This is a genomic window from Paenibacillus polymyxa M1 (assembly GCF_000237325.1).
Classification (GTDB): Bacteria; Bacillota; Bacilli; order Paenibacillales; family Paenibacillaceae; genus Paenibacillus; species Paenibacillus polymyxa_C.
The window spans coordinates 5,434,740-5,453,536 of record NC_017542.1 but is presented as its reverse complement, the minus strand read 5'-3'; the positions used below and the strand labels follow the sequence as shown (position 1 = coordinate 5,453,536).

Here is an 18,797-nt window from a genome sequence, read left to right as displayed (position 1 = left end):
ACCTCCCCAGTGTTTTAAGATTTATAGAATGTATAAGCTTTGAGGCAATTCTTATCAATTCTATAACCGCAAGCATAGATTTCTTACGAAAAGCGGCCCCTCATTGCTAATAGAGCATGGACGCACTTTTTTTCTTACGAGTATACCATAAACGGGCGGAATCGCCAGCGTTCATGTTTATAAATTTATAATTAGTTTATTCCGAGCGAACATATATGCTATAATCTTCTGCTAAAGGATTTAATAGGCCGTCTGTAGAATTATTTATATATGCCGTAGCTTGGACAACGATGGCGGTGTTATGGGAAAAAGATGAGGGCCAAAGGAATTTTTTAGAGCTTTTTGACCCCACAAACAAGAGACCGTTGGCACGGGACCCGCCTTTAAAGTCCTTATATACAAGTCAGGCAAGGAGGATTTATGATGGAAAAAAGAAAAGCATTGCTGCTAGGAGATTATTCATATCCAGAGTTTCATCCGCTACAAGGGGTGGACGAAGAGATTAGCCATATTTTACAAGATTGGATGACGGTACAATGCAGTGAAAATCGTAAAATGCTGCTCAAGGAAAATCTAGCCTCATTCGATCTATGCATCTCGTATTGTGATAGCCGTAAGGAGGTTCTGTCTCCTCAACAAACAGCAGGACTGCTGTCCTACGTCAGCGGCGGAGGTGGACTGCTTGTGCTGCATAACGGAATCACATTGCAAGGACGTTATGAAATAGCACAGCTCATGGGAGCGCGCTTCCTGCGGCATCCGGCAGCGGAGCAGCTTTCCTTCAAGGTAACAGAGCCGGATCATCCAATTATGGAAGGGATCGAGCCGTTCGAGATTCAGGAGGAGCCGTATCGTTTTGATTTTGACCCATTCACCGAAAAAACACTGTTGATGGAATACGAGTATGAAGGTCAGTGGTGGCCGGCTGCATGGTCATTGTCCTATGGCTTGGGCCGGGTCGTCTACCTGATGCCTGGACATAATCAGCCAAGTTTCCAGCACGAGGGATACCGTAAGCTGCTGCTTCAGGCTGCTAAGTGGGCCGGACGCTTTCCGGGTTAAGTATAATCATTCATTCCAACCATTATGAGAGGGGAGCTGCGAGCTTTATGCGGCTCCCCTTTTCAGGTTATACTATAGGTAATCACAGGTAGGGGAGGATATATTATGAGCGATTTGTTCAAAAAAGCCATCTCATTGGGGTGGGGCCTCACCGTTGTCAGCAAAGAAAAGGTGGAGAAAGCCGTCGAGGATCTTGTAAATCGGGGAGAACTTGCGCCCTCGGAATCCAAAGCGCTGGTCGATCGTCTGATCGAACGAGGAGCAGAGGAGCAGGGACAATTCAAAACCATGATCCGCGAGCAGGTTAGCCGCATTTTGCAGGAACTGGAAGTGCCTACCGAAAATGATGTCACAAGTTTGGAGCAGCGTGTGGCATTGTTGGAAAAACAGGTAGCGGAGCTGGAAAAAGAAAAGGCGGCGCTTACGGGTTCGAGTGACGCTGAAGAAGCGAACCGGTTGGATTAAAATGGCCGTTCGCATGAAGCACGCCGGTCGTTACCGGGAAATTGCCATGGCGCTGGCGCGTCATGGCTTTGGTTATATGGTGGAAGAAATGGGACTGTTCCAGCTGCTATCCCTGCCCCGCAAGTGGCTGACGAGAGAAACCCCCGAGTCGAAAACGCTAGGTGAACGGATTCGGCTTGTGCTGGAGGACCTGGGGCCTGCATTCATCAAGCTTGGACAGTTGGCAAGTACACGTGCTGACCTGCTGCCAGAGCCTATTATTCGCGAACTGGTTAAGCTCCAGGATCAGGTACCGCCTTTTTCGCCTGAAACAGCGCGTGGCATTCTGGAACAGGAGCTGGATACGTCATTAGAGAACATACTGGTTCGTTTTGACGATGATCCGCTGGCGGCTGCTTCGATCGGGCAAGTGCACCTGGGCAAGCTGCACAGCGGCGAAATGGTCGCCATTAAAATCCAGCGTCCAGGCGTTAATCGCATCATCCGGCGGGATTTGGACATTTTACGGGAACTGACCGCAATGGCAGCCAAGCGCTGGGAATGGGTGGAGCGTTATCAGCTTCGCCAGATGGTGGAAGAGCTGGGGAGATCGCTCATTCAGGAGCTGGATTACAACCATGAAGCCCGTAACACAGAGAAGATTGCGCTCCAATTTGAGCAGGACCCACATATCTATATTCCGAAAATATACTGGGATCATACCTCCTCACGTATACTGACCATGGAGTTTCTGGACGGGACTCACTTGGGGAGTCGTGAAGAGTTATTACACCGTGGTTACAACTTGAAAGAACTGGCGCAGCGGCTGGTCAACAGCATGCTGCATCAAATTTTTATAGAGGGCTTTTTTCATGCCGATCCCCATCCGGGCAATTTGCTCGTCCTGAGAAATGGAAGTCTCGCCTACTTGGATTTTGGCATGGCGGGTAGGCTGAGCGAAGAGATGAAGAATCATCTCGCTTCCCTCATGATCGCCCTGATGCGCAAAAATACCGATGCTATGGTTCGGGCCATCGAACGACTGGGGCTGGTCGACCCGGATGCTGACCTGAATGCGCTGCGAGCTGATCTGGACAAAATACGCGAAGATTACTCGGATGTTCCTTTCTCACAGGTCAGTATTGGCGATGCCTTGAACGACCTGTTTGGCGCAGCACAGCGCCATCGGATTGGTTTGCCATCGGATGTCCTGCTGCTTGGCAAAGCGCTGCTGACACTGGAAGGGGTCGTAGAGCATTTGGACCCCGATCTCAGTATTATTGCTTTGGCCGAGCCTTTTGGCAACAAGCTGCTGAAGGAACGCTTCAGCGGTCGTCGGATTCGGGGCAAGCTGTTGGGTGGTGCGACCGAGCTGGTGGAGACACTGATGGAACTGCCGAGACAGACGAGGCATCTGGCCTCAATTATCAGCAAGGGTAAGCTCAAACTGGAAGTTACTGTACCAGAGCTGGAACAGCTTTTGCGCAAGCTGGATCAGATCAGCAATCGCTTGTCATTCAGTATTGTGCTGTTGGCGTTCAGCATCATTATGGTCGGACTGATTATCGGTTCATCATTAAACCATCAGGCGACCATGCTGTGGAACGTACCTGCGATTGAAATTGGTTTTGTCGTAGCGCTCTTAATGGTTGCCTTTTTACTATATTCTATTTTTAAATCAGGAAGATTCTAGATACCGACTACAAAGGAGGCGTCATGGATACTCATAAGATGAACACAGCCTTAATGAATACTCTTGAAATTACAGATGTACCGTGGCACCGCCTGACTACTCCTTATGGTAGGGGGACGGACTTGCCGCATTTAATATTCAATGGGGAGTATGCAGCCATCGCTGATCTGATAGAACATCAAGGTACATTGTGGCAGGTTACCCCATGGGCGCTACTATTCTTATTGCGGAATATGCATGCGAGAAGACCGGAGGATATCACGCTGAGTGAGTTGGAGTTGTACCATACGGTTGTTCAAGCATTGGACATAGAAAATCTACAAGCAGACTCACAGGAGTCTGTGGAATCCTTGACCATGCTGCTAGATGAGAAATATTTATGGCCGGCAGACAGTGACCCAGAAGAAGATGAACTGGAGTGGGAAGAGGAAGAAGCACGTGGCTATGATCCGGTAGCTTTTTGGAGCTATTATGACTGGAGCTGTCGGCTACTAAAGCAAGCGCTCCCTGATTTTGAGAGCTTGCTCCAGCGCTATGCAGACTCTGAGATTGCTGAATCCCTATCGGAGCTTGTGCAGCAATTGCAAAAATTTTAAATATAAGAAAACGAACCAGATAAAGAAAACGGGCGATATTTCAAGTAAATATATGTTTTCTTTCTGTAAACAGCCTTTTAACTCATTCGTCTCTACAATTCCCTTGCGTTATAATGATGGACTGGATGTAACGGAACGGGTTCGTTTGAGAGAGACGAGCTGAATGATAGGAGAGCCTTGGCGATTGACCGCTGGACGGATGCCCAAAGCAATATCGGGTTGCAGGTCAAGATGCTGTTCTCTGTGAATATAGGAGGCTGGAACGAAACAGTATGAATCTTAAACAACAATGGTTCGGTAATATCCGGGCTGATATACTTGCGGGCATGACCGTGGCGCTGGCATTGATTCCGGAGGCGATTGCCTTCTCAATCATTGCAGGTGTCAACCCCATGGTCGGACTGTATGCCTCCATCTCGATGGCCATTGTCATTTCTTTTGCAGGCGGACGTCCGGCGATGATCTCGGCAGCAACCGGGGCTGTAGCTGTACTGGTTGTGGGTCTGGTCAAGGATTATGGCGTGGAATATTTATTTGCAGCTACTATTTTGGCTGGGATCATTCAGGTGCTGCTGGGTGTTTTGAAAATAGGTCGCTTTATAAGCTTTATTTCGCAGCCGGTCATGACCGGGTTTGTGAATGCGCTGGCGATCCTCGTCTTTATGGCGCAGCTCACCCACTTTCATGGAGCGAATTGGATCATGTACGCGATGGTAGCGGGAACATTGCTCATTGTGTATATTTTACCGAGGTTTGTGAAAAGCGTTCCCGCTCCATTGACAGCAATTATTATCATGACGATCATTACGTATGTATTTGAATTGAATGTCAAAACGGTAGGAGATATCGGTACGCTAACCAGCTCGCTGCCTTCATTCCATCTGCCGCAAATTGAGTGGTCGTGGCACACGTTGCGGATTTTGCTGCCGTATTCCTTTACGATGGCGCTAGTTGGACTGCTGGAATCACTGCTGACAGCCAGTATTTTGGATGAAATGACCGAAACGAAAAGCAATAAAAACCGGGAAGCCCGTGGGCAAGGGATTGCCAACTTTGTAAATGGCTTTTTTGGGGGCATGGGTGGCTGTGCTATGATTGGACAATCCGTCATTAATGTCAGCTCAGGCGGAAGAGGACGTCTATCCACTTTCACGGCTGGGGTGTTCTTGGCCTTTCTGCTGCTCGTGCTTGGTGGTGTTGTAAAGGAAGTGCCTATGGGCGCATTGGTGGGAGTCATGTTCATGGTGTGTATCGGAACCGTAGATTGGAAGTCACTCCGAAACATCGCCAAGGTACCCAAAGCAGATACGTTTATTATGGTAATCACGGTCATTATCGTGATGGCTACGCATGATTTGTCCAAGGGTGTGATCGTAGGTGTACTGTTGAGTGCCCTGCATTTTGGCTGGAAAATGGCTAAAATCCGTATCAGTACGACTGAGGATCATGAAGCAAAGGTGTACCATGTCAGGGGGCCGATGTTTTTCGCCTCAACGACTCATTTTGTCGATCATTTTGAACCTTCGGATGATCCGGAGCGCGTTGTAGTCGACTTTAGCCATTCACATGTGTGGGATCACTCGGCGGTTACTGCCATTGGCAAGGTGCTGCAAAAATACAGAAACTCAGGTAAATCCATTATCCTGCAAGGGCTAAATGAGGAAAGCCGTTTAATTGTGGAGAAGCTCGGTGGTCCTGTCGTTACAGAGCCGATCATGTGATGAATCATATAGCATAAAGCAAAGTCTGAAATGGAACTTATCCATTTTGGGCTTTTTTTATTTATTTCTGAAAAAAAATAACGGTTTTCTTTCTTAATCATAGATAAATATGACAAATTTTCATCAAAGTATTGACGTAATAAATGGGCAGGAATACAATCATTGTTATTAAGCAAAGCAAATACATAGGAATAATTGAAAATTGAAAGGTATACGCATATGAACTTAGACTGGGAGTTTATTGTAGAAAGCTTGCCGCTGTATGGAGAAGCCATGTGGCTGACGTTGAAGATTGCCTTTTTTGCTATTCTGTTTTCACTAGTCGTTGGTTTGCTGTGCAGCATCGTGCTGTATTACAGGGTGAAAGGAATTAGCGGAATCATTGTAGCTTATATCGAGCTTTCCCGGAATACGCCGCTGCTTGTACAGTTATATTTTCTGTATTACGGGTTTACGAAAATTGGTCTGCACATGAGCGAAATGACGTGTGCCATTGTGGGGATGACCTTTTTGGGCGGGGGCTATATGGCTGAGGCGTTCCGCGGTGGAATTGAAGCCGTGAGTAAAACCCAAACGGAATCCGGGTTGAGCCTCGGACTGTCCAAAATACAACTGGCGAGATATGTTATTTTGCCGCAAGCATTTAGCATTAGTATTCCGTCCTTGGGAGCGAACGCGATCTTTCTACTCAAGGAGACCTCCATTGTGGGTGCCATTGCTTTATTGGATCTGATGAATGTGGCCAAAGACCTGATCGGCATGTACTACAAAACGACAGAATCGTTGATTTTGCTGGTATTGGCATATCTCGTGCTGCTTTTACCTTTGTCGATGCTGCTGACGTGGGTGGAAAGGAAGGTGCGATATGCTGAGTTCGGGGATTAATGTGCTGTTTGAGGGATCGAATTTCGAGCGTCTGTTAGGGGGATTGCTCGTTACACTGGAGATTGCATTACTTTCCATTATTATTGGTACGCTGCTAGGCATTCTGATGGGTCTGCTGCGCACCTTACAATCAAAACCGATTCGATTTGTGCTGAGATTCTATTTGGAGACATTCCGCATTATTCCGATTTTGGTATGGTTGTATGTCGTGTATTTTGGATTTACTCCTTTACTGAATGTGGATATCAGCGGAGAGTTGACGGCAGTAATCGTATTCAGTCTGTGGGGAGCGGCGGAAATTGGCGACATCGTACGAGGTGCATTGGAATCACTGCCCAAGCATCAGGTGGAATCCGGGCAGGCATTGGGGCTGACCTATTGGCAATTATACCGTCATGTGCTTATTCCCCAGGCGGTGCGCCGCATGCTCCCGGGTTCTATTAATCTAGCGACACGGATGATCAAAACCACATCATTAGTGGTGCTGATCGGTGTTGTGGAAGTGGTCAAGGTCGGGCAGCAGATTATTGAACTTGGTGTAATCAAGGCGCCTTCGGCATCCTTTTGGGTGTATGGTTTTATTTTTATATTGTATTTTCTTGTATGTTATCCGTTATCCAGACTTTCCAAAAGATTTGAACGCAGATGGCAAAATTAGCAGGATGGGGTGGTGTCATGGGAGAGGCTGTTGAGGTTTTATTGGAAATTCGAGGACTGGACAAAAGCTTTGGCGACCGAAAAGTACTGCAGCAGATTAGTCTGGACGTAAGGAAAGGGGAAGTTGTGGTTATTCTCGGCCCTTCAGGATGTGGTAAAAGTACGCTCCTCCGATGTCTTAATGGTCTAGAGCCCGTCCAGGGGGGAGATATCCGTTACAGAGGACAGGATCTGACGGATACAAAAGTGAATTGGCGTGAGGTGCGGCAGCATATCGGAATGGTGTTCCAAAACTATGAGTTGTTTCCACATATGACCGTCTTGGAAAATATATTGCTTGGTCCGCTTAAAGTTCAGCGGCGAAACAGGCAAGAGGCGCTTGCGCAAGCGGAGCAGCTATTGGAGCGAGTCGGTCTGCTAGATCGCAAGGATGCGTATCCGAGACAATTATCAGGCGGGCAAAAGCAACGGATTGCGATTGTGCGCGCCCTGTGTATGAACCCTGAAATTATGCTTTTTGATGAGGTCACCGCATCCTTGGACCCGGAAATGGTCCGAGAGGTGCTGGATGTCATGCGAGAGCTGGCCCAACAGGGGATGACGATGATTATCGTGACGCATGAAATGGGATTTGCCAAGTCGGTAGGAGATCGTATCGTTTTTATGGATCAAGGACAGATATGTGAAATGACTACACCACAGCAATTTTTTACCCAACCGGAAACAGAGCGTGCCCAGCACTTTCTGGATATATTTCAGTACGAAACGATATAAACAGGGGGATGAATACAGATGAGAAAAGGAATGAAGTTCACAACGTTATTACTGGCTTTGAGCTTGCTGCTCATCGGCTTGGCAGGATGTGCAGGGGCTGGTAATACCAACGGTAGTAGTTCGGGTTCGGCTAAATTTGCTTCAATTGAGGACATTAAAAAGAATGGCAAGATTCGAATTGGTGTTTTTGCGGATAAGCCGCCTTTTGGCTACGTAGATTCAGAAGGGAAAAATCAGGGCTTTGATGTGTATATTGCGAAACGGTTTGCCAAAGATCTCTTGGGCGACGAGTCCAAGGTGGAATTCGTCCTGGTGGATGCTGCCAGCCGGGTTGCCTATTTGGAATCCAACAAGGTAGATATCATCATGGCTAACTTTACTGTGACCGATGAGCGTAAAGAAAAAGTCGATTTTGCTAACCCTTATATGAAATTATCCTTTGGCATTGTGTCACCCGACAGCGCTCCAATCACCACGATTGACCAATTGAAGGGATCGGATCAAAAGCTGATTGTTGCCAAGGGAACGACGGCAGAGACCTATTTTACAAAAAATTATCCTGACATCAAGCTGCTCAAATTCGATCAATACACCGAAATTTTCTCGGCTCTCAAAGACAAACGCGGTGCCGCCATTGCCAACGATAATACAGAGCTGATCGCTTGGGCCAAGGCCAATCCCGGCTTCACTGTAAGCATTCCAGCCTTCGGTGGTCAAGATACGATTGCTCCCGCAGTAGCGAAGGGAAATAAGGAACTGTTGGACTGGATCAACAACGAACTGGCTACGTTGGGCAAGGAGAATTTTGTCCATCAAGCCTATAAGGACACACTGACCTCCGTTTACGGAGAAGGCTTTACGGATCAATTGGTTGTAGAGGGCGGAAAGGTTAATTAATCATCGTATAAGTTGCTATTAAGCATAAAGAAGCGTTGGGCTTGCTGTCCCAACGCTTCTTTCATATGGGGAAAAGGGAGCACTGGCAACTACTTAATCGAGGCACATACTTCCCCAAATGCTCTTGCATGCTAGTAGATTTCATTATATAATTTTAAATGATTATGATTCTCATTATCATTTAAGTCTTTAGGCACAAACTCCCAATATGAGCCTAAGTGAATAGGATGGTGCTTTACACATGGCTAAAACGGATGTGGCTACTGCCAGAAGACAGCTCAGCAGTCCGAACAAGGTAACGCGCAGACGGGCTTTGAGAACGATCAAAGCTGCGAAGCGCGCGAAGTAACAAGCTTCAAGTTAACTGCAAATGCAATACCAGTGTCAAAATTTTTAGTCTCCTCGTTTTGATATTGCACCTGCTTTCCTGATGGTGGTACACAGGAAGGCAGGTGCCCTTTTTTTATTTCTTTTGTGCAAATAGCCATTCAATCATGTCCTGATTTTGTAGAGCCGGAACCCAGGAAAAGTGTCCTGTAGGTTTGATAATCCCTGCTTCGTATTCAGTGAAGTGAATGAGGTTTCCGCTCTGTACTTTAATGGCAGCAACCATTTCTTCCGAGTTCTTAGGACTTACTGTCGTATCGTCTGCAGCATGAAATGCCCAAATCGGAACGTTTTTCAACACTTCAACGTGTGCAGGGTCAACAGGGGCATACATGTTCACAGCTTTTTCATAGTTGGTCAGACCGGCAATCGGCACGCCCGCAGCGAACAGATCAAGATTTTTTTCTAACAATCTCCATGTCCCCATGGCACCTTGAGAAATACCTACGATATAGATGCGGTTGGTGTCGATCGGATATTTCAAGGCCGTTTCACGTACCAAATCGGCAACAGCGCTGTTGCGTGGTTCATCTGCCCAAATAAATTTGTGCTCCAGGTCAATTGGGCTTTGAGGAGCGATGACGAAGGATGGGTGTTTGGCTTGCTGCTCAGGGGAAGCCCAAGTGACAGCACCAGCATTTGCTAACAGGTTGACTCCATTTCCATCACCACGTTCGCCGTTTCCGTGTAGGAATACAACCAATGGGTAGGTTTTGCCAGGCTCTACTTTAGGTTCAAATGTAAAGTAGTTCAGTTTGAAGCCATCTTTATTTTCAAAGGTGTTTTTTTGGAAATCGTCTACAATGGGTGTCACTTTATCGGTTGCTTTTACAGTCTGTGTAGAAGCTGGAATGACTGTTTTCTTTGAAGTTGCAATATCTTTCTTTTGGCTAATGTAATAGTTCAATGGATTGATGCGGTTGACTGCGCTTGTGGAATCGTAAGTGAGAGTGCTTGCATTTTTATCCTGTGTATCCAGCTCGATCACGACATATTTGCCATGAGTACTTCGGTTGGTGATGGCGCCAGTATCGTTGGTATATACGCCGGTCACGGTTCTGTCCGTGTATACATCATTGAGTACAGATTGAACCTGAAAGCTGGATGTGGACAGGGATGCTCCGTCAATATTGGTGCTGTATTTCAGTACAACGGCAGAAACAACCTCACCCAGAGGCTGTACTTGAGTAAACAGAGTAGCCTGTGGTGCTGGAACATCGGCTGCTGCCGCGGCAGAGCTGGAGGATGGATAAAAGATCGTAAGCAAGAGCACGAAAGATAGTAGAACAAGGGCGAAACGTCTTTTTTGCATAAGATAATCTCCTTTGGTTTTTTTTAAAGCGCTTACTATATGCTCAGGATGCTTGACTGTATGCTGTGGAACTCATACAAATCAAAAAAAGGCAAACTCCGGGTACACAAGTGTACTCGGGTTTTGCCTTTTCAGTAACAATCCCACTTGAAGAATAGCATCCTCCTTGGAATCTGACAAGTGAAAGCGCTACAATTTTGGATGTTTTTATAATATATATTTACCCTCGCAACGGGAGACTACTAAAATCTCTTGAGTGACTTGTGCTGAGCAATATGAAGATTGTGCTCATTGTTCTATAGCAGGAAACAAGAAAATAGAGCTTTTCAACGGGGATACGGTAGTATATAATCTCCTTAACTTAACACTGTTAACTTATATAACGACGTTAACAAGGGAGATGAAATCATGAACCAATATGATGTTATTGTCATTGGTGCCGGGCTGGGTGGTTTGTCTTGTGCAGCCAGACTTTCTGCGTTGGGTTACCGGACAGCTGTGTTTGAAAGTCATACTTTGGCTGGCGGCTTTGCTACTGAATTCACAAGAAAGGGATATACCTTTGATGTCTCCTTGCACGGCGTCGGCGGACTCGAAGAAGGCAGCTTCGGCCGGATGTTAAAGGACTGCCATGTGGACCAGCAAATCGTCCCTCTACGCAAAAAGCATCCTTACTCCATTCGCTGGGAAGGACAGACCATTGATATCCCATCTGATGTGCGGGAGTACACGCAGCTCCTCAAAGGCATGTTTCCTGCTGAGACAGCAGCCATTGACAAGCTTTTCGCAGGTATTCGCCGTTTTGAGGCAGGCTTTTCTGCTTTTTCTTCCCGTACTTCCTGGCGTAAGATGGCGGGCCTGCTCAAAGCAGGCACCTTCTTCCGCTGGACGCAAATGACTACCTGGGAGGCTGTAAGCCAGTTTGGCTTGTCTGACCGATTCACGGAATTTTTCACCGCCCTATGGGCTTATTATGGTTTGCCCCCGAAGAGGCTTGCGGCCTTGTATTTTTTCATTCCTTGGATGGGCTATCATCTGGAGGGGACGTATTACATTCAGGGAGGTGCACAGGCCTTGTCCAATGCGCTGGTCGAAGCTATTCAATCAGCTGGAGGAGAAGTTCACCTGCGCAGTCAGGTGTCTGAAATTATACTTGAACGTGGTAAGGCAGCTGGTGTTCGTCTGAACAAAGGGGATGTATATAAAGCCAACTGGGTTGTGTCTGGTATCAGTCCTCATCATACCTATGGTCGTCTGCTGGAAAATCATCATGCCGCCCGTCGTGAGCTGGAGGCTGTCACCAAAATGGAGACTGGCACATCTCTTACTCAGCTATACCTAGGGCTATCATGCGAGCCTCGCGAGCTTGGGATCACCGAAGAAGACTTAATCCTATGTAACGAGCCGGATTCGGAGACGGATTATGAAGTCATGATGAGCGGCCAGTATACGAAAGGCAACTGGATGTTCACAAATTATAACGCCATGGACCCTACACTCAATGAAGCGGGAAAGGGTGTCATCACCGTTACATTTTTGGACAGATTGGAGAACTGGCCTAGCGCACGTCCCGAATATAAAGCCAAAAAAGAAGCAGTAAAACAGCAGATACTGGAACGCCTTGAACAGCTATACCCTGGTTTTAGCAGTAAAGTGGTAGTGGCAGAGTTGGGCACACCACGCACAATGCAGCGGTATACCGCTAATCCCGGCGGGGCTGTTTACGGCTTTGCGCAAACGGTGCGGCAGTCCGGTATACACAGACTGAAGCACAAATCAGCAGTGAACCGTCTGTCATTGGTAGGGGCCTGGACACAGCCTGGGGGCGGGTTTCAAGGAGCTATGAACTCGGGTATAATGGAAGCTGATCGTATCGCCGCCAAATTGAGATAGGCAGAAAGGGCACGTATATCTATTCATGAAACATATCAAACGCCGAGAACGTGAGAGCAGTGAGATTCGCCGCAAAATCATTGAGGCCGCCCGATCACTCTTCTTGAACCAAGGGTATGCCGAGGTCTCTATGCGTAAAATTGCGGATCAGATCGAATATTCACCAACGACTATTTATCATTATTTCTCCAATAAGGAAGCGGTTGTTCGTGAACTGCTGTTAGAAGGGAATGCTTTGTTCCTGAAGGCTCTTCAGCAGCGCGTGGATGAAGCACAGGCAGCCGGACTGAACGCTCTGGACACACTGAAAACAGTGTCCGATGCTTATGTCCGTTTTGGCATGGCTAATCCCGAATACTACAACATCCTGTTTATCAGCAACCTTGAATCTGTAAGCTCGGTTAGCCTTATAGACAGTGGGAGTTTTAAAGGGTTTGAGTTGCTTGAGGGCGGACTCAAAGTCGCTATGGAGGAAGGGGGCATCATTCAAGGGGATGAGCACCTGATGGCTAGATCCGTATGGAGTATGTTACACGGACTAACTTCTCTTCTCCTGAATTTTGAGCTTCCTATGGCCAAAGCAAATAATGAATTGATTTCATTTACTATAGATACTTTTTTTCGAGGATTAAGCCGCTGATGCAGCGGCTCATTTTTTTGTGCTCCCACCCCGTACAGGCAAGTCTGCATACGCCGGCTCCTGTGTTAACGAAGTTTCAAATCTGAAAGCTGCTCCAGCACGGCTTCAATGCGACGTTTATCTTTTTTGAGCATCACGAGTTGTAAAGAAGCATGAAGCAGGTTTGAGATGCTAGCCCAAACGTCTGCTTCTAGACCGGGCAGAAGATCGCGCTGAATCATGATATCCAGCGCCTCGGTTGCAATTTTCTGATGAAGCTCGTTACTGGATAGCCATTCAATCACCTGCTCAGCTGTAGGACGAGAGTAGGCGAAAAGTACTGCCCAGCCATCGACCGGATGATTGACCTTATCCCGCATCCAGTCAATGACCTGCGGTGAATGAAAATGCTGTAACTGCCCGCTAACGGTGTACCCTTCTAATTTGCCATCCTTTGCCGTATGCTGCATCAGATCATTATAAACATTTTCTAATCCTTCCTGTTCGGGCAGACAGCGGGCGGATAGATAGGCACGTGTCGAGACAAATGCTCTCTCAGCATGTATGTTATTTGAAGCGGATGAATTCCATGCTTGCGTGATATCCGTGTCCGGCTCCCATAAGGAGCGAACCCAGTCAGCAGCCCCAATACCTGCGGTCTCCCCAATAAAAAATGCCCATGTAGCGAATTGGGCCGGGTTACGCTGAATGCGCTGCTCCCAGGCAAGAAAAATATCCTTTGGATCATAGGCCTGAAAAGCCTGCAGTACAGCAGGATGATCTGCGCCATGCATGGTGGTGTAATGGATCAGTGTTTCCAGCGACCGGGCGGCATCCTCCAGCTTCATCGTACAGAACGTGTTCAACCAGCGCTGCCACAACTGCAGCGGTGGGCTGTCTAGTTGAATACCAAGCTCGTCTGACACGTTAGACCAATCCCACAGCCATAACCCGTGTAAGGCAAGCATGGTTTCTATATAGGTAGGTAGACTTTCTGCGAGCAGCATGAACCGATCCAACTCATGCTCATAACAGAACACTGCTGGCTCTGTTGCGGATGTCGCTCTATCAAGCAGGATCGGATCACCGGCACCGTTATAGTTTAAAATTAGATATCGTTGTTCGTCCGCTGCTGAGTCGGTGTTTTCTCCATAGGATGTAAAATAGCTTATATACTCATGATTCCAGCCAAATTCTCCTGTAATATCGTCAAGCATATTCGGTTTTTGTTTAAGGCCATTACTGCTTTCATATGAACAAGCCGGTTCATCGGCTACAATACAGTGTTGAGGGAGGCACCATAGCAAATGTAAGCTGCCACACCGCTTTATCAATTCAGACAGGGAGGCAGGCAAAGGGATTTGCAGCCGTTCCTCCAACTCAGTCAGTTCCTCTTCGGAAATCCCCTTCGTCCATTGGTATACTACGTCAGGCATCCCACCTTGTCTCAGGCGCTTAGCGATCCCTCCGAGCTTTTCTAAGATATGTGCAAAATGTACTGTCATTTGTATTCGTCCTCCTCTTACTCTACAACCTGGCAATGTTCTTTTTGCAGGAATGATAGAACTTCATCATGAAGTGCTATCGCTTTAGATTCATAAATGATCGCCACTTCGCGTCCATATGCATAATTGAAACGTACGTATCCGCCAAGAGACTGAAGAAAAGCCAAGCAGATATGCTCGTTTTCAATCCATAGATTTGAGTCAAAATGCTGTTTAAAACGCTGAGCCAATACCTGTATAGATGCTGGAGCTACTTGCAAGGCTTGATCGTTCGGATTGGCTGAACCGTAAGCTTCCGCCGTCTCCGGTGGATTAAATTGTAGAAATGTTGCAACTCTATCCAGACTGACAGGCTCGAAATAACGGGGGAATGGCTCTATTCTTCCGAATTCATCCCGTAGTATATGCTCTAGTGTATCTATAAATGGGGCTTGAACATCTAATGGCTTCATAGTAATGACCTCCGAATGTCGCGGTAGCCAAAGCAAGCCTTCGACCTGAGGATGCACCGCTAGAAAATCACCATCTATGGAGCTGCCGATGAACACGCACTCGCCCAGCTGTTGCGCGGTGATCGGACAGTTATCATTATGCGTCCACAGTTCGTAATCCGCATAGGATTGCAAAAGTTGAGGATCAGGTCGTTCAATCACCAGCAGGCCGCAATAGGTACCTGGCCCGTATTGGGTGAGAAATGAAGCATAGGGAATTGGTAAAGTTATGCCATAGGTATGTTCGAAATTTGTCAGTTCATCGGCAGCTACTGGCGTGTGCTGTGTGGAAACCCAATACATGTAGAATACACCTGCTTTCTGGCACTCTATCTATAGGGATGGAGTCCAAATGTAAATGAGAGATATGCTATAATCAGGAAATAAAATAGTTAAATATTAGTCTATCTCAATTATGTAAGAACTACAATTTGTGAGGGTATGAAAGGGGAGCACATCGTATGACATCGGGGGTACAGGCCTACATAGATCCAATTTTTGAGGAGATTGACCAGAGATACGCTTCTGAGCAAAAACGCATCGCGGAATTCAAGACCAAAAGCGTCCTTCACGAAGGGATTCATGAATACTTAAAAGTTACCTGTAAGAGCGACGGGTTATGGGTGGATACCTACGAACCGTTTGATTGGGATCATCGTAGACCAGATATGGATATTTCCGGTTTTACGGAAGAAGTGACGCTCCAGCAGGTGCAGGATGAATGGATGCCTGTGTTCAAAGAACGGATAGCGGCCCTGTATAATTCTGAAGAATTTAGTCCTATGTTTTTTCGTTATCGGCTGGAATTTCATCTAGAGGTGGTCTTGGAGAATAAGGCCAGTCATTTTACATTCTCGCTGTTGAACGAAGATAAGCGGCAGCATCTGTTAGCCACTATCGAACAGTTTGTGGAGCAAAAGCTTGACCCTGCCAGTAAAGCTATCCCGAAGGAAGAGGACGATTTTTTCTTAGTAAGGCACTTGCTTGATCCTCATTTGTACCCTATAGACGCCCAGTGGGTGAATGAGCTGTTGAATCGAATGGATGCAAAAGTGCAGGTTAGCCGTAAGCGAGAAGAAGCATGGAGGCATCAGCTGAGCAGAGGCTTAATGCATTGGGCTGAAGATGAATTTTTGGCCAAATACGCAGATCGGGAAAAAAACTACGGGCTGGAGTATACGGTGAGGCCCGATATTCTTCCTTCAGATATTCCTGCCCCCGCCATGGAGATGTTCCTGCTCACCGCGATGCGTGTGGGTTCGACCGATGCCGATGCACGGCAGAGTTATTTGGAGATTGCTGCACAACTGGGTTCAAATCAGGCAGCCGAGTGGCTTAAGAGTGGATCAGGCAGCATTCCAGCGTCATATACAAGTGAACGAGTCACCTGCCAAGCGAATGATATTTTGCAAACACTGGAGGTTCAGATTCGTTCTGAGGAAGAAGAGAGCTATAGAGAAGCACTCGTATATCTATGTGATATATTACGAAAAGGCTTTACTAAGGAATATGGGATGAAGTTCAAAAGCAAAGTGAAAAACTATCTACCCATACCCAAGTTAGCCAAATCTGCATTACATCGTTTCTTTGCCAATGCACTTGAATACCCTTCGCTGCACCCGTTGCTGGCGGAATATGCCGAGACTGTGATGGAAGAATTCAAGTGGTACAACGATGTAGAGCCGGGGGAGAAGTCAGCAATGCCTGGAACCTATGCGGTGATGGGATTAGGACTTAAAGGAACGGAATATTTTCCGTTAGTGAGTCGTTATATGAAGCTAGTGGATAGTGAGCACCAGTCGGTGCAGGACGGTTACGCCGCTGTGTTTGCTGAGGCACATGGACTGACACCGGATACGATTCCCGTATGGGTGAGGATTCTTTTGGCAGGTAATGATTCTGCCAAACCTCTGAAATCGGCTGGCATTGAAAGTGCAGAACAGGCGAAGGCGCTAGTAAATGTACTTGAGAAGTTGGAAGACTACGAACAAGAGATGATCGTTTATCGTATATGGGGTGGTGCAAAGAAACTAAAAAACAGCCTGAAGCAGGCTGTCCCTGAGGTAAAAGAGATACTGGAGACGCTTATTCCATAAAAGCATTGTATTCATGATCATATTGCAGTCCCTGCGCAATGCGTTGAACATCCGGCTCGCTTCCACTGCGGCGTAGTACTTCAATAACATCTGTACAGTCGCTATCTCCAGCCGAGATTGCACGTGGTGGTCTGACAGACGGCCTGGACCAGTGCTTCTAGGCTGTCAAAAGTTTGTATACTCATGTTTGGAATGCTCACCCTTAGACGCTTGTTTATGCTGTAGTTTTTGTAATATTTTTAAGATGGCCTGGCGATTTTTCGCATCCTTAATGTACTTTGGAATGGAATGGGAAGCCGTGCGCATCATACCGGATGTGGGTTTTTCCCGCAACTCGGCAGAGATATAGGAGAGCAAATAATTCAGGTGTATCCGGTTAAGAGCCCACACCGGTTTCCCACGATAGTAATCAAGGAAATACAGTTGGAGCTGGAAAATAGGATCTTTCCCATTTTGGATCACGTCTGTATGCCATTCACGTGACTGCATACGATGCACCGGAACTTGATTACGTGTCTCACAGTGCGGACAGTGTATATTCGTATTTTTATGAGTAACCGTTCGGTCATCATGGATTTCAATATTAAAATATCGCTCGCAATGGCTGCATACACCGCGTGCATAGAATTTATACGATTCTGGCTGCTGAAATGTGTAGTAACAATGAGAGCAGCGAACAACGTAATAACAGTCTTCTTTAGATCTGGAAATAAAAGCTTGGCCCTGACAGCGAGGACAGTGAACAGCTACCTGTTCTCCTCTCCGGATCACGGCGGCAAAGTCATATTTATATCCATATTCATCTTTGAAGCGTTTTTGCTCCATGTTCGTTCCTCCTTTTCGGAAAGAGCGTAAAAACGTACTTTTTATATATCATATGTTATAATATTCCTTAACAACAGAATGGCTTAGATGGGCGGTCGGCTAGTCTCCTGTAAAGGAGGTGAGGCCCTGATTCTTTCCTTCCATAAAAAGAAATAGACCGCCCGTGGTAGGAACCGGTCTATTTCGAATACCGTGAACTTGCAGCCACCGCCCTTAAAAGCGGCTGTTGCCAAAGAGTGAGGATGTTGACGCATCTTCACTCTTTTTTAGAATATACATATTATTCCCATTTTAACACTTGAAAATGGCCTTTTCAATGTGCCGAAGGGTGAAAAGGCGAATAGGATGTGCAAAAGGAGAGGGCGAGCATGAGTATTTTTACAGGGCTGCAACGTTTGCAGATTCAGGCTTATTATGATGAAGAATTTCTTATAGAGCATCGTTTTTCAAATGGACGGGGCTTTCCGCCTTCCTATATAGATTACGTCAAGACTCTTGGCTACGGGCGGTTATGTGGCGTATGGAACATCCATATTCCTCTCGGGGATCATCCGGATTCATGGCTTCATCGTTACCATGACTGGCGAGCTTGGTTTGATGATGTACTGGAATCGGAGGAGGTCTTACAAGAAGCGGCGTTGGAGCCAGATGGTTTCCCGCAATTATTGGAACATGCCGTTCCCTTCGCTTCCAGTGAAGAGGATGACCTGCTGGTCTGGGATATTCAATCGCCTGATAAACGGGGGGAATTCCCGATTTATGCTTTGAATCTGCGCACATGGGGCAACTTTCGGTATGCAGCCCCGGATTTGTATAGCTTCGTCGAAGCGCTGCTGGATAGAGAACGCGTAAAGTCGATTTTGGGAACACATCGTACACCATTCCCTTATACATTTGAACCCTTTTAAATCGTTAAAGAGCCACCCTGGTTTTCGAACTT

18 protein-coding genes are annotated in these 18,797 nt (G+C 46.8%); 14 read left to right on the top strand and 4 right to left on the bottom strand.

The annotated features are described in order from the left end of the window. The first annotated feature begins 423 nt into the window (after nucleotides 1-423). From PPM_RS24505 to PPM_RS29455, 10 genes are all read left to right on the top strand, one after another. A complete protein-coding gene (locus tag PPM_RS24505) occupies nucleotides 424-1,062 on the top strand; it encodes a ThuA domain-containing protein (protein ID WP_017428602.1) in 639 nt (212 codons plus the stop codon). Nucleotides 1,063-1,167: 105 nt separating this feature from the next. After that, on the top strand, nucleotides 1,168-1,527 hold the full coding sequence (locus PPM_RS24500; RefSeq protein WP_013373513.1) for a phasin family protein: 360 nt from the start codon (nucleotides 1,168-1,170) through the stop codon (nucleotides 1,525-1,527). 1 nt (nucleotide 1,528) lies between these two features. Beyond that, nucleotides 1,529-3,199: an ABC1 kinase family protein gene (locus PPM_RS24495; RefSeq protein WP_013373512.1), complete on the top strand. Its 1,671-nt coding sequence runs from the start codon at nucleotides 1,529-1,531 to the stop codon at nucleotides 3,197-3,199. A gap of 23 nt (nucleotides 3,200-3,222) precedes the next feature. Then, a complete protein-coding gene (locus PPM_RS24490) occupies nucleotides 3,223-3,795 on the top strand; it encodes a hypothetical protein (protein ID WP_013373511.1) in 573 nt (190 codons plus the stop codon). Between the two features lie 272 nt (nucleotides 3,796-4,067). After that, entirely contained in the window at nucleotides 4,068-5,516 is a 1,449-nt protein-coding gene (locus PPM_RS24485) for a SulP family inorganic anion transporter (protein ID WP_013373510.1), read from the top strand. 219 nt (nucleotides 5,517-5,735) lie between these two features. Beyond that, on the top strand, nucleotides 5,736-6,401 hold the full coding sequence (locus PPM_RS24480) for an amino acid ABC transporter permease (protein ID WP_013373509.1): 666 nt from the start codon (nucleotides 5,736-5,738) through the stop codon (nucleotides 6,399-6,401). Continuing rightward, nucleotides 6,382-7,059 carry an amino acid ABC transporter permease gene (locus PPM_RS24475; RefSeq protein WP_013373508.1) on the top strand — a complete coding sequence of 226 codons (678 nt, stop codon included), beginning with the start codon at nucleotides 6,382-6,384 and terminating at the stop codon, nucleotides 7,057-7,059. The genes PPM_RS24480 and PPM_RS24475 overlap by 20 nt, the downstream gene beginning before the upstream one ends. Before the next feature lie 17 nt (nucleotides 7,060-7,076). Then, nucleotides 7,077-7,832 (top strand): amino acid ABC transporter ATP-binding protein, encoded by a 756-nt coding sequence (locus PPM_RS24470; protein WP_013373507.1) that lies wholly within the window; start codon nucleotides 7,077-7,079, stop codon nucleotides 7,830-7,832. Between the two features lie 18 nt (nucleotides 7,833-7,850). Continuing rightward, entirely contained in the window at nucleotides 7,851-8,729 is an 879-nt protein-coding gene (locus tag PPM_RS24465) for a cysteine ABC transporter substrate-binding protein (RefSeq protein ID WP_013373506.1), read from the top strand. 241 nt (nucleotides 8,730-8,970) lie between these two features. Further along, complete coding sequence (locus PPM_RS29455) at nucleotides 8,971-9,078, top strand: putative metal homeostasis protein (RefSeq protein WP_016822819.1); 108 nt, start codon at nucleotides 8,971-8,973, stop codon at nucleotides 9,076-9,078. 114 nt (nucleotides 9,079-9,192) lie between these two features. Here PPM_RS29455 and PPM_RS24460 read toward each other — a convergent pair whose 3' ends face one another. Beyond that, nucleotides 9,193-10,428 carry a PHB depolymerase family esterase gene (locus PPM_RS24460; protein ID WP_013373504.1) on the bottom strand — a complete coding sequence of 412 codons (1,236 nt, stop codon included), beginning with the start codon at nucleotides 10,426-10,428 and terminating at the stop codon, nucleotides 9,193-9,195. A 408-nt stretch (nucleotides 10,429-10,836) separates the two neighbouring features. Here PPM_RS24460 and PPM_RS24455 point away from each other — a divergent pair, with 408 nt between their 5' ends. Next, a complete protein-coding gene (locus PPM_RS24455; protein WP_013373503.1) occupies nucleotides 10,837-12,321 on the top strand; it encodes a phytoene desaturase family protein in 1,485 nt (494 codons plus the stop codon). 25 nt (nucleotides 12,322-12,346) lie between these two features. Then, nucleotides 12,347-12,961 carry a TetR/AcrR family transcriptional regulator gene (locus PPM_RS24450; RefSeq protein WP_013373502.1) on the top strand — a complete coding sequence of 205 codons (615 nt, stop codon included), beginning with the start codon at nucleotides 12,347-12,349 and terminating at the stop codon, nucleotides 12,959-12,961. A 65-nt stretch (nucleotides 12,962-13,026) separates the two neighbouring features. Here PPM_RS24450 and PPM_RS24445 read toward each other — a convergent pair whose 3' ends face one another. Continuing rightward, a complete protein-coding gene (locus tag PPM_RS24445; RefSeq protein ID WP_013373501.1) occupies nucleotides 13,027-14,445 on the bottom strand; it encodes an SMI1/KNR4 family protein in 1,419 nt (472 codons plus the stop codon). A gap of 17 nt (nucleotides 14,446-14,462) precedes the next feature. After that, the gene (locus PPM_RS24440; RefSeq protein WP_013373500.1) at nucleotides 14,463-15,239 is read right to left on the bottom strand and encodes a hypothetical protein; all 777 of its coding nucleotides are present in this window, start codon (nucleotides 15,237-15,239) and stop codon (nucleotides 14,463-14,465) included. A 158-nt stretch (nucleotides 15,240-15,397) separates the two neighbouring features. Here PPM_RS24440 and PPM_RS24435 point away from each other — a divergent pair, with 158 nt between their 5' ends. Beyond that, nucleotides 15,398-17,032: a DUF6138 family protein gene (locus PPM_RS24435; protein ID WP_013373499.1), complete on the top strand. Its 1,635-nt coding sequence runs from the start codon at nucleotides 15,398-15,400 to the stop codon at nucleotides 17,030-17,032. A gap of 165 nt (nucleotides 17,033-17,197) precedes the next feature. Here PPM_RS24435 and PPM_RS24430 read toward each other — a convergent pair whose 3' ends face one another. Then, complete coding sequence (locus tag PPM_RS24430; protein WP_013373498.1) at nucleotides 17,198-17,857, bottom strand: hypothetical protein; 660 nt, start codon at nucleotides 17,855-17,857, stop codon at nucleotides 17,198-17,200. A 368-nt stretch (nucleotides 17,858-18,225) separates the two neighbouring features. Here PPM_RS24430 and PPM_RS24425 point away from each other — a divergent pair, with 368 nt between their 5' ends. Further along, nucleotides 18,226-18,765 carry a hypothetical protein gene (locus tag PPM_RS24425; RefSeq protein ID WP_013373497.1) on the top strand — a complete coding sequence of 180 codons (540 nt, stop codon included), beginning with the start codon at nucleotides 18,226-18,228 and terminating at the stop codon, nucleotides 18,763-18,765. The last annotated feature ends 32 nt before the right edge of the window (nucleotides 18,766-18,797 follow it).